The sequence below is a fragment of the Microbacterium sp. CGR1 genome (genome assembly GCF_001266755.1).
GTDB lineage: Bacteria > Actinomycetota > Actinomycetes > Actinomycetales > Microbacteriaceae > Microbacterium.
Genome location: NZ_CP012299.1, coordinates 2,172,524 through 2,184,393 on the forward strand (window position 1 = coordinate 2,172,524; position 11,870 = coordinate 2,184,393).

13 protein-coding genes are annotated in these 11,870 nt (G+C 70.0%); 4 read left to right on the top strand and 9 right to left on the bottom strand.

All coding sequences use genetic code 11. The features are described 5' to 3' along the window. Window positions 1-31 precede the first annotated feature (31 nt). Together AKG07_RS10510 and AKG07_RS10515 are read right to left on the bottom strand one after the other, a co-directional pair. Window positions 32-856 carry a hypothetical protein gene (locus AKG07_RS10510; protein ID WP_233277247.1) on the bottom strand — a complete coding sequence of 275 codons (825 nt, stop codon included), beginning with the start codon at window positions 854-856 and terminating at the stop codon, window positions 32-34. A gap of 4 nt (window positions 857-860) precedes the next feature. Continuing rightward, window positions 861-1,421, bottom strand: a complete 561-nt coding sequence (locus AKG07_RS10515; protein ID WP_053099259.1) for an acyl-CoA thioesterase — start codon at window positions 1,419-1,421, stop codon at window positions 861-863. Window positions 1,422-1,551: 130 nt separating this feature from the next. On the opposite strand from AKG07_RS10515, the gene AKG07_RS10520 reads away from it, so the two are divergent. Then, on the top strand, window positions 1,552-2,058 hold the full coding sequence (locus AKG07_RS10520; RefSeq protein ID WP_053097837.1) for a GNAT family N-acetyltransferase: 507 nt from the start codon (window positions 1,552-1,554) through the stop codon (window positions 2,056-2,058). Window positions 2,059-2,168: 110 nt separating this feature from the next. On the opposite strand, the gene AKG07_RS10525 is transcribed toward AKG07_RS10520, so the two are convergent. From AKG07_RS10525 to AKG07_RS10535, 3 genes are read right to left on the bottom strand one after another with little or no spacing between them, the layout of a single operon-like run. Further along, on the bottom strand, window positions 2,169-3,881 hold the full coding sequence (locus AKG07_RS10525; protein ID WP_053097839.1) for a cytochrome b/b6 domain-containing protein: 1,713 nt from the start codon (window positions 3,879-3,881) through the stop codon (window positions 2,169-2,171). 2 nt (window positions 3,882-3,883) lie between these two features. Then, the gene (locus tag AKG07_RS10530; protein ID WP_053097841.1) at window positions 3,884-4,855 is read right to left on the bottom strand and encodes an electron transfer flavoprotein subunit alpha/FixB family protein; all 972 of its coding nucleotides are present in this window, start codon (window positions 4,853-4,855) and stop codon (window positions 3,884-3,886) included. A gap of 1 nt (window position 4,856) precedes the next feature. Next, a complete protein-coding gene (locus AKG07_RS10535) occupies window positions 4,857-5,633 on the bottom strand; it encodes an electron transfer flavoprotein subunit beta/FixA family protein (RefSeq protein ID WP_053097843.1) in 777 nt (258 codons plus the stop codon). Window positions 5,634-5,766: 133 nt separating this feature from the next. Between AKG07_RS10535 and AKG07_RS10540 the strand changes: the two genes are divergently transcribed. Genes AKG07_RS10540 through AKG07_RS10550 form a run of 3 tightly spaced genes read left to right on the top strand, consistent with a single transcriptional unit; the run spans window position 5,767 to window position 7,215 of the window. After that, window positions 5,767-6,303 (top strand): MarR family winged helix-turn-helix transcriptional regulator, encoded by a 537-nt coding sequence (locus AKG07_RS10540; RefSeq protein ID WP_053099260.1) that lies wholly within the window; start codon window positions 5,767-5,769, stop codon window positions 6,301-6,303. Window position 6,304: 1 nt separating this feature from the next. Then, window positions 6,305-6,775, top strand: coding sequence for an SRPBCC family protein (locus AKG07_RS10545; RefSeq protein WP_053097845.1), 471 nt, complete (start codon window positions 6,305-6,307; stop codon window positions 6,773-6,775). Next, window positions 6,772-7,215, top strand: coding sequence for a YdeI/OmpD-associated family protein (locus tag AKG07_RS10550; RefSeq protein ID WP_053097846.1), 444 nt, complete (start codon window positions 6,772-6,774; stop codon window positions 7,213-7,215). Before AKG07_RS10545 ends, AKG07_RS10550 begins: the two co-directional genes overlap by 4 nt. A 121-nt stretch (window positions 7,216-7,336) precedes the next feature. On the opposite strand, the gene AKG07_RS10555 is transcribed toward AKG07_RS10550, so the two are convergent. From AKG07_RS10555 to AKG07_RS10570, 4 genes are read right to left on the bottom strand one after another with little or no spacing between them, the layout of a single operon-like run. Continuing rightward, window positions 7,337-8,113 carry an enoyl-CoA hydratase-related protein gene (locus tag AKG07_RS10555; RefSeq protein WP_053097849.1) on the bottom strand — a complete coding sequence of 259 codons (777 nt, stop codon included), beginning with the start codon at window positions 8,111-8,113 and terminating at the stop codon, window positions 7,337-7,339. 44 nt (window positions 8,114-8,157) lie between these two features. Further along, window positions 8,158-9,060, bottom strand: coding sequence for a 3-hydroxyisobutyrate dehydrogenase (gene mmsB, locus AKG07_RS10560; protein ID WP_053097851.1), 903 nt, complete (start codon window positions 9,058-9,060; stop codon window positions 8,158-8,160). Beyond that, window positions 9,057-10,238, bottom strand: a complete 1,182-nt coding sequence (locus AKG07_RS10565) for an acyl-CoA dehydrogenase family protein (RefSeq protein WP_053097853.1) — start codon at window positions 10,236-10,238, stop codon at window positions 9,057-9,059. The genes mmsB and AKG07_RS10565 overlap by 4 nt, the downstream gene beginning before the upstream one ends. Before the next feature lie 26 nt (window positions 10,239-10,264). After that, a complete protein-coding gene (locus tag AKG07_RS10570) occupies window positions 10,265-11,767 on the bottom strand; it encodes a CoA-acylating methylmalonate-semialdehyde dehydrogenase (protein WP_053097855.1) in 1,503 nt (500 codons plus the stop codon). Between the last annotated feature and the right edge of the window lie 103 nt (window positions 11,768-11,870).

An 11,870-nucleotide genomic window follows, 5' to 3' on the forward strand; every position in this document is an offset into this window, starting at 1 on the left:
CACGAACTGCGACCGGAAGAGGTGAAACCGCTCAGAGCGCGGCGATCATCTCGTCGTATCCCTCGCGGAACGTCGGGTAGTCGAGATCGCCGAGGAACTCCTGCAGCAGATGCCCGTCGAGCACCGTCCCGCCGCCGACCTCGGGGTCGAGGTGCGGCGGCGGCTCGACGCCGAGCCGGGTGGCGATATGCGCGACCACGTCCCCGAGCAGCACCGGCTCCCGATCGACGGCGTGGATCAGCGGTGGCGCGGAGTCGGCGCGCAGCATCGCCTCGAGCAGCCGCACGAGGTCCGTCTCGTGGATCCGGTTCGTGCGACGCGTGTGGTCGACCGGTGCCGCCTCTCGCACCCGTCGGATGAGGAAGTCGCGTCCCGGGCCGTAGATGCCGGCGGGCCGCACGATGCGGGCACCGAACAGCTCCATGGCCAGTTGCTCGCCCTCGACCAGATCGCCGCCTCGCTCGCTCGAGACCCGCGTCGCGTCGCGCTCGGTCAGCGGTGTCTCGCCAGGACGCCCCTCGAACACGCGCGTCGATGACACGAACACGACCCGCTCCGGCATCGACGGCAGGGCCTTCGCGAGCCCGCGCAGCGCCGGTGGATAGATCGAGTCGCCCTCGGTGCTGGGCGGCAGCGTGATCACGACCGAGTCGAAGGCCGGAAGGTCACGGTCGAGCGGATGCCGCAGGTCCGCCTCGATCGTCGGGAAGGGCAGCTCCCCTGCACTCCGGCGCATGGCCGTGACCTGTGCGCCCTGCTCGACGAGCCGCTCGCCGAGTCGCACGCCGAGCTTGCCGCATCCCACCAGGAGCACCGAGCCCGGTGCGCGCGTCTCGAGACCCCACGGATCGGTCACGGGGTCAGTTCCACACGCTCGGCGCGGAGGTGCGCACGGGAGGCAGAGCGGATGCCGCGGCCCAGTCGTGCACCCACGGATCGATCTCGGGCACGCCCTCGGGCTTGCCCACTGCGGCGAACAGCTCTTCGTTGCTGACCGTGCCTCCGGTGCGGCGCAGCATCCGCGAGCGCACGATCACCCGTGCGTAGATCTCGCCGTCGACGACGGCTCGGTGCTCGAGGAACACGGCCTTGTCGTCGTGTCCGATGAACCGGGACTGCACCTCGAACCGCTGCCAGAGCTGCAGGGACTTGCGGAAGGTGACGGTCTCGCTCGACACGACGGCGTACCAGCCGCGCTCGTTCATCGCGTCGAACAGCCCCGTGCGGATCAGCAGGTCCCAGCGACCGAGGTCGAACAGCGACAGGTAACGACCGTTGTTCATGTGGCGCAGGATGTCGATGTCGGTGGGGAGCGTCGTCAGTGTGATGCTGCTGACGGAGCCCGCGTCGAGGGTCTTGCCTCGCCGCACGCGGCGACGGGCGGAGAGGATCACGAGGAGAGTACGCCAGATCACGTTCACGAGCACTGATCGTAGCCAGCGACGAACGATTCGCGAACATCGTTGTGCGATGTCTCCAGCGGCATATCGGTGCTGCGGGAACCCTTCCGTTCGATTTCCTCTTCGCGGACCCCGCGCGTAGAGTCGCGATATGAGCGCCGAAGCCCAGCCTGAAGTCATCGTCCGTCCGGTCCGTGATGTGGATGCGGAAGCCCTGGGGCGCGTGCACGCGCAGTGCTGGCACGAGACCTACGACCACCTGATCAGCAAGGCAGCCCTCGAGAAGGTGTCGCCCCGCCGCATGGCCGAGCTGTGGACGCACTGGGCCTCGCAAGGCCCCGAGTTCACCATGCGCGCCGCGCTCGTCGACGGAGAGATCGTCGGGTTCGTCGGCTCCGGCCCCGCCCGCGACAAGGACGCCCCGGCGTTCCGCGAGCTGTACTTCATCTACCTGCTCGACGCGTACCACTCCACGGGCATCGGCCAGAAGCTGTTCGACGCCGCCGTCGAGAAGGACGAACCTCTCTACCTGTGGGTCGCGGAGGACAACCCCCGCGCCCACCGCTTCTACACGCGCAACGGATTCACGCTCGACGGCGCGAGCCACACCGAGCCGTTCCTCGGCGAGACGCTGACCGAGGTGCGCTTCGTGCGCTGAGCCCGCGCCTCGTGGCCCTCGCGCTCACGTTTTCGCATGAACGGCCCCCTGCCTCAGGCAGGGGGCCGTTTCGCTGCGTCGGAAGCGGTCTGGGCTGAATCGTGGACGGGTCAACGTCCGGAGACGGTGCCGAACAGCTTCGCGATCGGGGCGATGACGAGCGGCCGTGCGGCGACCCAGCCGAGGGCGATCACCACGAGGGATGCCACGAAGACCCAGAACCCGGTCCAGCCGACGGCGTCCGAGGAGGCGTACATGTGGTTGAGGTTGCGCAGGAACCCGGTGAGGAACACCAGCGCGACGTGTCCGATGATGAACACCACGAAGTAGATCATGATCGGGAAGTGCAGCGCGCGGGCCCACTCGATCGGGTAGGCCTTCGAGAGACGCTCGGCCTTCTTCGGCCACATCCCCGACATGCGGAACCCGGTCGCCGCCGCCAAGGGAGCCGCGATGAACACCGTGACGAAGTAGGCCAGCTGCTGCAGGCTGTTGTAGTTCACCCAGCCGTGTTCAGTCGGCCAGTCGAACGACACGTACTGCAGCGCGGCCGACAGCGCGTTGGGGATGACCTCCCAGCTCGTCGGCACGATGCGCGCCCAGTGTCCGGTGACGAACAGCAGCACCACGAAGATCACGCCGTTCACGAGCCAGAGGATGTCGAGCGCCTGGTGGAACCAGATCGTCAGGCTGACCTTGCCCTTGGGATCGTTGCGCGGGGTCCAGAACGCGGTCGGGCGCTTCTCGTTGCGGATGCGGAGGCCCGACCGGATGATGAGCACCATCAGGAACACGTTGAAGAAGTGCGCCCAGTTGGTCCACGGGGCGAACCCCGGTTCGACGGCGACGGCCGGCTCGTACTCGCCGGGGAACGCGGCGAGGAAGTCCTGCATGAACGGGAAGCTCAGCAGCGCCCGCACGAACGCCACGGCAGCGGCCGCCAGGATGCCGAGCGCCGCGGCGCCCAGAAGGACGGCGATCGCCTGGGTCCAGGTCGGCCGAGGTCGGTCGGATGCCGGAGCGGTCGCCGCGACGTGCCGAGGCGCACTGCCGTTCCAGACGGTGCGGGGAGCGGGCAGCGGGATCGAAGGATCCCCGAGCGCGAACGCGGCGGCGGTGGCGACGGCCGTGGTGGGTGCGGATGCCGGAGCGGCGGCCGGTGCGGATGCCGGTGCAGATGCCGCGACCTCGGGGGCTGCATCCGCGGAGGCCGGGGCATCCGCGGCAGCCGGGGCATCGACGGCGATGGAGGAGGCCGCGTCCGAGGCGACTGCGATCAGCGGAACGGTATCCGCCGGGGGCCACGGATCTCCGCCGGCGACTCGCGGCAGACCGCGACGCACGGATCCCGTCTGCGCGACGACCGGGGCCGACTCAGGCGTCGGCTCGTCGAGCGTGGACGGCGAGGCGGACCGGGTCGGCACGTCTGCCGCGGCGTCGGTGGCGGCATCCGCCGGTTCCGGTGTCGAAGACGATGCCCGCGCCGTGGCAGCGCCTGCGCCTGCGCCTGCGACAGCCGCCACGCTCGCGGGAGGCCACGGTTCGCCACCCGGCGTGCGCGGAAGGCCTCGGCGAAGGGACGCGCCACTCGCCGCAGACGGCACCGCGTGCTCGACGGCCGAGAACTCGGGCTCCGGCACGGCAGCCGCCGAGGCGGCAGCCTCCGGAGCGGCCTCCTCCGACTCATCGAGCGAGGTCGACGGCGCCGAGAGCGGCGATGCGTACTCGGCATCCGCAGGCGCCTCAACGGCGATGTCGCCGGGAGGCCACGGCTCGCCGCCGGGAACGCGCGGGAGCCCGCGCCTGAGCATCCGCGTCGCCATGGCTACTTCTTCCGCGCCTCGAGGGCCGCGATCACCTGCGGGACGATCGTGAACAGATCGCCGACGATGCCGAAGTCGGCGACGTCGAAGATCGGCGCCTCGCCGTCCTTGTTGATCGCGACGATGTTCTTCGCCGTCTGCATGCCCGCGCGATGCTGGATCGCACCCGAGATGCCGAGGGCGACATACAGCTGCGGCGAGACCGAGACGCCCGTCTGACCGACCTGATGCGACTGGGGGATGTAGCCGGCGTCGACCGCCGCGCGCGAGGCGCCGACCGCTGCGCCGAGAGCGTCGGCGAGCTCTTCGACGAGCACGAACTTCTCCTTCGAGGCGAGGCCGCGACCACCCGAGACGACCCGCGTGGCGCCGCGCAGCTCAGGCCGCGTCGACGTGGACTCGACGGCCTCGACCGCGCCGACGGTCGCCCCGACGGTGCCGGATGCCGACACGGAGAGCGCGTCGATCGTCGGCGACTCCACCGCCTCGGCTCGCGCGTCGACCGCGCCCTGACGCACCGTGATGACCGGTGCGCCGAACGTGGGAGCCGAGTCGGTGAGGTACGCGCCTCCGTAGACGGAGTGGTGGGCGACGATGCCCTCGTCATCCCTCGAGACGCCGACGGCGTCGACCGACAGCGCCAGCTTCGCGCGCACGGCGAACCTCCCGGCGACATCGCGTCCGCTGATCGAGTTCGAGATCAGCACGGCATCCGGCCGCACCTGCTCGAAGGCCGCGTGCAGTGCATCGACGATCGGCACGGTGAGCACCGTCGGGTCGCCGTCGGCCGTGAGCACGACCGACGCTCCGGCCGCGGCCACCTGAGCCGCCGCGTCTGCGGACCCTCCGACGACGAGCGCGACCGGAGCGCCGACGGTCGAGGCCGCGCCGATCAGTGCCGCCGTGCTGCTGGCGGGGTTGCCCGCGGGGTCGAGGTCGACGAGGACGAGGATGGGGTTCTCGGGGTAGGTCATGTCACACCAGCCTGTTCTGCACGAGGTACTCGACCAGCTTCTCGGCGGCATCGCCCTCATCGACGATCTTCACGCCGGCCGCACGCGGCGGCTTCTCGGCGACCGACGTCATGATGGTGCGGGGTGCGGCCGCCGGGTCCGCGGAGACACCGAGGTCGTCGAGGGTGAGCACCTCGAGCGGCTTCTTCTTCGCCGCCATGATGCCCTTGAAGTTGGGGAAGCGCGCGTCGGGCAGCGCCTCGGTGATCGAGATCACCGCCGGGAGGGATGCCGAGATCGGCTGCGCTCCGGCATCCGCCCCTCGGGTTCCGGTGATGCCGTCCGAGGAGATCTCGACCGAGGTCAGCGCCGTCGCCTGCGCCCACCCCAGGTGCTCGGCGAGCATCGCCGCCATGACGCCGCCCGAGCCGTCCGTCGACAGGTTGCCGGTGATCACCAGGTCGGGCTCGCCGCGACGGATCGCCGCGGCCAGCGTCTCGGCAGTGAGGCCGAGGTCGGCCCCCGCGAGCTGCTCGTCGGCGATGTGCACTGCGGAGCCTGCGCCGATCGCGAGCGCTCGGCGCACCGATGCCGTCGAGCCGCCAGGAGCCATCGCGACCGCGACCACCTCGGTGCCCTCGTTCTTGTCGGCATGGCTCAGCGCGACCTCGAGCGCGCGCTCGGTGATCTCATCGAGCACCACGTCGCCGGCGCCTCTGTCGGCGAGGCCGGTCTCGAGGTTCAGCTTGCGGTCGCCATAGGTGTCCGGCACCTCTTTGACCAGGACGAAGATCTTCATCGATTGCTCCTCACGACTGCGTCGATTCTAGTCCCTTGATACTGAGTTCCACCCGACGAGCGACTGAGGACCACCAGTCGGCTCCCGGGTGCCGGGTCCCGGCTGCGGCGACGCGATGGCCTACCGTAGAACCGTGAACCGACCGCGTCCGCTGCCCGTCGATCCGCTCGCCGAGGCGAAGCGGCAGTGGCTCGCGCACGGATGGACCGATGCCGCCGACGGCATGACCGTCGTCACCTCCGTCATGCGCGCGCAGCAGCTGCTGCTCGCGCGGGTCGACGCGACGCTCAAGCCCTTCGCGCTCAGCTTCGCCCGATACGAGATGCTGCGTCTTCTGGCGTTCAGCCGGTCGGGCCGACTGCCGCTGTCGAGCGTCGTCGCCCGACTGCAGGTGCACGCGACGACCGTCACGAGCACCGCGGAGCGCCTCGTGCGCGACGGACTCATCGTGCGCGAACCGCACCCGCACGACGGCCGTGCGGCACTGCTCGCCCTGACCGAGTCGGGCCGAGAACTGGTCGCTCGCGCCACGGACGCCCTGAACGCCGATGTCTTCGCCGACCCGGGGATGAGCCGCGAGGATGCCGCCGAGCTCGTCGCGATCGTCGCCCGCATGCGCAAGGCCGCCGGCGACTTCACCGACCCCAGGCCGCAGCCCGAGCCGCTCTGACATGGCCGCGTTCGTGCTCGAGACGGTCATCGCCGCACCGCGTGAGACGGTGTTCGCAGTCGCCCTCGACCCCGGGATGCACCTGCGGTCGATGGCGCGATACCGGGAGACCATGATCGAGGCTCCCGCCGGCGGCGTGTTCACGGAGGGGTCGACCGTCACGTGGCGAGCACGGCACTTCGGCATCCCGTTCCGGCTGCGGACGATCGTGTACGACGTCGACCCGCCGCGTGGGTTCCGCGATCGGCAACTCTCCGGGCCGTTCGGAGCGTTCGAGCACGAGCACGTGTTCGAGGAGCATCCGCAGGGAACCCTGGCCCGCGACACGATCGTCTTCCACTCGCCGTTCGGTCCGATCGGACGCCTCGTCGACCGTCTGATCCTTCGCGAGTACATGCGACGCCTGATCGAGGAGCGCAACGCCCACCTGGCATCCGAGGCCGAGGGACGCGGGCGTACACTGCCCGCATGAGCGAACTGCGCCTGCACACGATCCTCGAAGGCCGTGGCCCCGCCGCCGCGATCATCCTCACCGACGAGCAGGTCGCCTCGTTCGGAGCGGGGAAGGCGTTCCCCGTCGCGGTCACGATCGGAGGACGCACCGCCCGTCTGCGCCTGGCCCGGATGGGAGGTGCGAACATGATCGGCTTCAGCAAGGCTGTGCGCACCGACCTCGGCGTCGAGATCGACGAGGAGGTCGATGCGGTGATCCGGCTGGATGCGGCCGAGCGCACTGTCGAGGTGCCCGCCGCCCTCGCGGAGGCGCTCGACGCCGACACCGCGCTGCGCGCCGCCTTCGACGCGCTCCCCTATTCCGTGCGCAAGGAGCACGCCCGCTCGGTGGCGGAGGCCAAGCAGGATGCGACCCGCGAGCGGCGCGTCGCGAAGATCGTCGACGCGCTGCGCGGCTGAGGTCTCCCGCCGCCTGCGTGCAGGCTCTGCTCCATGACTCCGGAGATCCGAGGGGGCTCGGGCTTGCCGGCGGGTGCTCGGCACGGAACGGGCGCAGTCCTCCGGAGTTGTGGAGCGGCGCTCAGCGGTTCTGGAAGTCGGGCGCACGCTTCTCCCGGAAGGCGGACATGCCTTCCTTCTGGTCTGCGGTGTCGAACAGCTCGGCGAACGCCCGCTTCTCGTGGGCGAGGCCATCGGCGAGCGTCGTCTCCATCGCCGCGTCGAGCGCGGCCTTCGCGGCGAACACCGACGGCAGCGATTTCGACGCGATGGTCTCGGCGAGCCTCGTAGCCTCGGCGAGGAGGTCGGATGCCGGCACGACGCGCGACACGAGGCCGGAGCGCTCCGCCTCCTCGGCGCCCATGAACCGACCGGACAGCACGAGTTCGGCCGCCTTGTAGTAGCCCACGGCGCGGATGAGCCGCTGCGTGCCGCCCATGCCGGGAATGACGCCGAGGTTGATCTCGGGCTGCCCGAACTTCGCGGTGTCGGCGGCGAGGATGATGTCGCACATCATCGCGAGCTCGCATCCTCCCCCGAGTGCGAACCCCGAGACGGCGGCGATCACGGGCGTGCGCACCGCGGCGAACTCATGCCAGACGCCGAAATGATCGGTCTCGAGCATCTCGGAGGCCGACATGCCCTCCATCTCCTTGATGTCCGCGCCGGCGGCGAACGCCTTCTCAGACCCGGTCACGACGATGGCGCCGACCCCGTCGTCGAGGTCGAAGGCCACAGCGGCCGCGGTGACCTCGTCGGCGAGGCGACTGTTCAACGCGTTGAGCGCCTCGGGGCGGTTCAGGGTGATCCACCCCACACGTCCGCGCTGCTCGACCAGGATCGTCTCGTATTCCGTCATCGTGAAGGCCTCTCCGTCGTGGTCATCTCAGTATCTCGCGCGGCTCACACGCTGCCGTCGCGGATGTCGGTGATGATGCCGGAGAAGTCGCGGGTCGCGCCGTCGCCCGCAGCGAAGGCGGCGTAGAGCTGCTGGGCGAGCCGCCCCATCCGCGCGTCGGTCGACGTCTGCTCGATCGCCTGCAGCGCGAGCCCGAGATCCTTCGCCATCAGAGCACCGGCGAAGCCCGGCTGGTAGTCGCGGTTCGCCGGGCTCGTCGGCACCGGGCCCGGCACGGGGCAGTTGGTCGTGATGGACCAGCACTGACCGGACGCCTGCGACACCACGTCGAACAGCGCCTGGTGCTCGAGCCCGAGCCGCTCGCCGAGCACGAATGCCTCGGCCACCGCGATCTGCGAGACGGCGAGCACCATGTTGTTGCACACCTTCGCGGCCTGGCCGAGCCCCGATCCCCCGCAGTGCACGATGCGCGTGCCCATGATCTCGAGCACCGGCAGTGCGGCGGCGAAGTCCTCGTCCGAGCCGCCCACCATGAACGCGAGCGTGCCGTTCTCGGCACCGACGACGCCGCCGGACACCGGGGCGTCGACATTGCGATGCCCCGCGGCGAGCGCGAGCGCGTGGGCGGCACGGGCCTCGTCGACCGCGATCGTCGACGACTCGATGAACAGGGTGCCGGGGCGGGCTGCGGCGAGCAGCTCGGTGCGGTACGCGTCGATCACGTGCCTTCCCGCCGGGAACATCGTGATGACGACGTCGGCGTCGGCGACGGCGTCCGCTCCGCTGGCCGCGACGGGGATGCCGGCGGCCTGCGCCGCCTCGATCGCCGCGGGCACCAGGTCGAACCCGTGCACCTCGTGCCCTGCGGCGACGAGGTTCTTCGCCATCGGCAGCCCCATGTGGCCGAGTCCGAGGAAGGCGATCCGGACGCTCGACGACTCGCTCATGATGCGCTCCGCATCGAGGCGGATCCCGCCGGTCGCAGCATCTCGCGCCCGACGATCAGGCGCATGATCTCGTTCGTGCCCTCGAGGATCTGGTGCACCCGCAGGTCGCGCACGACCTTCTCGATGCCGTAGTCCTGCAGGTAGCCGTAGCCGCCGTGCAGCTGCAGCGCTCGGTTGGCGACGTCGAATCCGGCATCCGTCGCGAAGCGCTTGGCCATCGCGCATCGCATCGTGGCATCCGGGGCGTGCTCGTCGACCGCCAGCGCGCCGTCGGTCACCATGAGGCGAGCGGCCTGCAGGTCGGTGCGCATGTCGGCGATCGCGAACAGGATCGACTGCTTCTCGGCCAGCGGCTCGCCGAACGCCACGCGCTCGTGCACGTACTGCACCGCCCGATCCAGGGCCCACTGGGCACCTCCGATGGAGCAGGCCGCGATGTTGAGGCGACCGCCGTTGAGCGCCGACATCGCGATCGCGAAGCCACGGTCCTCGTCGCCGAGCATTCCGGATGCGGGGATGCGCACGCCGTCGAGGATCACCTGACGGGTGGGCTGGGCGTGCCAGCCCATCTTCTTCTCGGGCGCCCCGAAGCTGAGTCCCTCGGCATCGCCGGGAACGAGGAAGGCGCTGATGCCCCGGGCTCCCGGCTCGCCGGTACGGGCCATCACCACGTAGACGGCGGCCTCGCCGGCACCCGAGATGAACTGCTTCACGCCGGTGAGGAGGTAGTCGTCCCCGTCGCGCACCGCGCTCGTGGCGACGTTCGCGGCATCGGATCCGACGCCCGGCTCGGTCAGGCAGTAGCCGCCGAACTCCTGCATGGCGGTGAGGTCGGGCAGCCAGCGGCCGCGCTGTGCATCGTCGCCGTAGGTGTCGATCATCCACACCACCATGTTGTGGATCGAGATGTAGGCGGCGACGGCGGGGTCGCCCTTCGCGAGCTCTTCGAAGATCGCCACGGTGTCGGAGCGGCTGAGGCCCGTGCCGCCGAACTCCTCGCTCACGTAGATGCCGCCGAGGCCCAGTTCTCCGGCCTTGCCGAGCGACTCGCGGGGGAAGATGTGCTTCTCGTCGCGCTCGGCGGAGAAGGGTGCGAGCTCGGTCTCGGCGAACTCGCGGACGGCGTCGAGAATGGCCTCGCGCTCTTCGGCGGTGGTGGTGACGGTGGTCATTGTCATGTCGATTCCTTGTGGGCGTCGTGAGGTCAGTGCATGGTGGGGATCACGAAGCTGGCGCCGTCGCGGATGCCGGCCGACGGCCAGCGGCTCGTGACCGTCTTGGTCTTCGTGTAGAAGCGGAAGGCATCGGCGCCGTGCTGGTTGAGGTCGCCGAACCCGCTGCGCTTCCAGCCACCGAACGTGTAATACGCGATCGGCACCGGGATCGGCACGTTGACGCCGACCATCCCGACCTCGACCCGTGCGGCGAAGTCGCGTGCCGCGTCTCCGTCGCGCGTGAAGATCGCGACGCCGTTGCCGTATTCGTGCTCGGATGCCATGCGCAGCGCCTCCTCGTAATCGGCGGCGCGGGCGATCACGAGCACCGGTCCGAAGATCTCCTCGCGGTAGATCGCCATGTCGGTGGTCACGTCGTCGAACAGCGTCGGTCCGAGGTAGAAGCCCTGCTCATGACCGGGCACCGTGAAGCCGCGACCGTCGGCCAGGAGGGTCGCGCCCTCGTCGACCCCCTGCTGGATGTACCCCTCGACCCGCTCGACGGCAGCCCGGGTGACGAGTGGCCCGTAGTCGACGTCGGAGGCGAGGGACGGGCCGATCCGCAGCTGCGCCACGCGCTGGGTGAGCTTGGCGGCGAGAGCATCCGCCGTCTCCTGGCCGACCGGCACCGCGACCGAGATCGCCATGCAACGCTCGCCCGCCGATCCGTATCCCGAGCCGATCAGCGCGTCGACGGCCTGGTCGAGGTCGGCGTCGGGCATGACGATCATGTGGTTCTTGGCGCCGCCGAAGCACTGCGCGCGCTTGCCGTGCGCGGCCGCCGTCGAATAGATGTACTCGGCGATCGGCGTCGAGCCCACGAAGCCGACGGCGCGGATGCGGTCGTCGGTGAGCAGCGCGTCGACGGCCTCTTTGTCACCGTGCACGACGTTGAGGACCCCGGCGGGCAGCCCCGCCTCGAGGAACAGCTCGGCGATGCGCACCGGCACCGAGGGGTCGCGCTCGCTGGGCTTGAGCACCACGGCGTTGCCGGCGGCGAGGGCGGGGCCCGCCTTCCACAGGGGGATCATCGCCGGGAAGTTGAACGGGGTGATCGCCGCCACCACTCCGAGCGGCTGCCGCATCGAGTAGACGTCGATGCCGGCGCCGGCACCCGTCGAGTACTCGCCTTTGAGCAGGTGCGGCGCGCCCGCGGAGAACTCGATGACCTCGAGACCCCGCTGGATGTCGCCCTTCGCATCGTCGACCGTCTTGCCGTGCTCGCTCGCAAGCAGCTCGGCGAGCTCGGTCATCTCGCGCTGCACGAGATCGAGGAAGCGCAGCAGCACACGTGCGCGCTTCTGGGGGTTGGTCGCCGCCCACTCGACCTGCGCGGCCTCGGCGTTCGCGATCACATCGGCGACCTCCTCCGCGGAGGCCAGCGGCACGCGCGCCTGAACGGATCCCGTGCTCGGATCGAACACGTCGGCGAAGCGCCCTCCCTCGGGGGTGAGGTGCTTTCCGCCTACGAAGTGGGGAATGATACGAGTCATTGTGCGATGTCCCTTCGCGCCGTCGTTGGCACTATGACGATGGTACTTCGGCATCCGCATATTTACTAGGGTGTCCTTGCAGTTTCGGAAGCACGCCGGACGA

Bases quoted from the DNA above. Each gene is read 5' to 3' on its own strand.
- AKG07_RS10550 (WP_053097846.1), top strand. From the start codon at position 6,772: ATGAGCGAACTGCGCCTGCACACGATCCTCGAAGGCCGTGGCCCCGCC.
- AKG07_RS10570 (WP_053097855.1), bottom strand. From the start codon at position 11,767: ATGACTCGTATCATTCCCCACTTCGTAGGCGGAAAGCACCTCACCCCC.
- mmsB (WP_053097851.1), bottom strand. From the start codon at position 9,060: ATGAGCGAGTCGTCGAGCGTCCGGATCGCCTTCCTCGGACTCGGCCAC.
- AKG07_RS10565 (WP_053097853.1), bottom strand. From the start codon at position 10,238: ATGACAATGACCACCGTCACCACCACCGCCGAAGAGCGCGAGGCCATT.
- AKG07_RS10525 (WP_053097839.1), bottom strand. From the start codon at position 3,881: ATGGCGACGCGGATGCTCAGGCGCGGGCTCCCGCGCGTTCCCGGCGGC.
- AKG07_RS10535 (WP_053097843.1), bottom strand. From the start codon at position 5,633: ATGAAGATCTTCGTCCTGGTCAAAGAGGTGCCGGACACCTATGGCGAC.
- AKG07_RS10530 (WP_053097841.1), bottom strand. From the start codon at position 4,855: ATGACCTACCCCGAGAACCCCATCCTCGTCCTCGTCGACCTCGACCCC.
- AKG07_RS10520 (WP_053097837.1), top strand. From the start codon at position 1,552: ATGAGCGCCGAAGCCCAGCCTGAAGTCATCGTCCGTCCGGTCCGTGAT.
- AKG07_RS10545 (WP_053097845.1), top strand. From the start codon at position 6,305: ATGGCCGCGTTCGTGCTCGAGACGGTCATCGCCGCACCGCGTGAGACG.
- AKG07_RS10555 (WP_053097849.1), bottom strand. From the start codon at position 8,113: ATGACGGAATACGAGACGATCCTGGTCGAGCAGCGCGGACGTGTGGGG.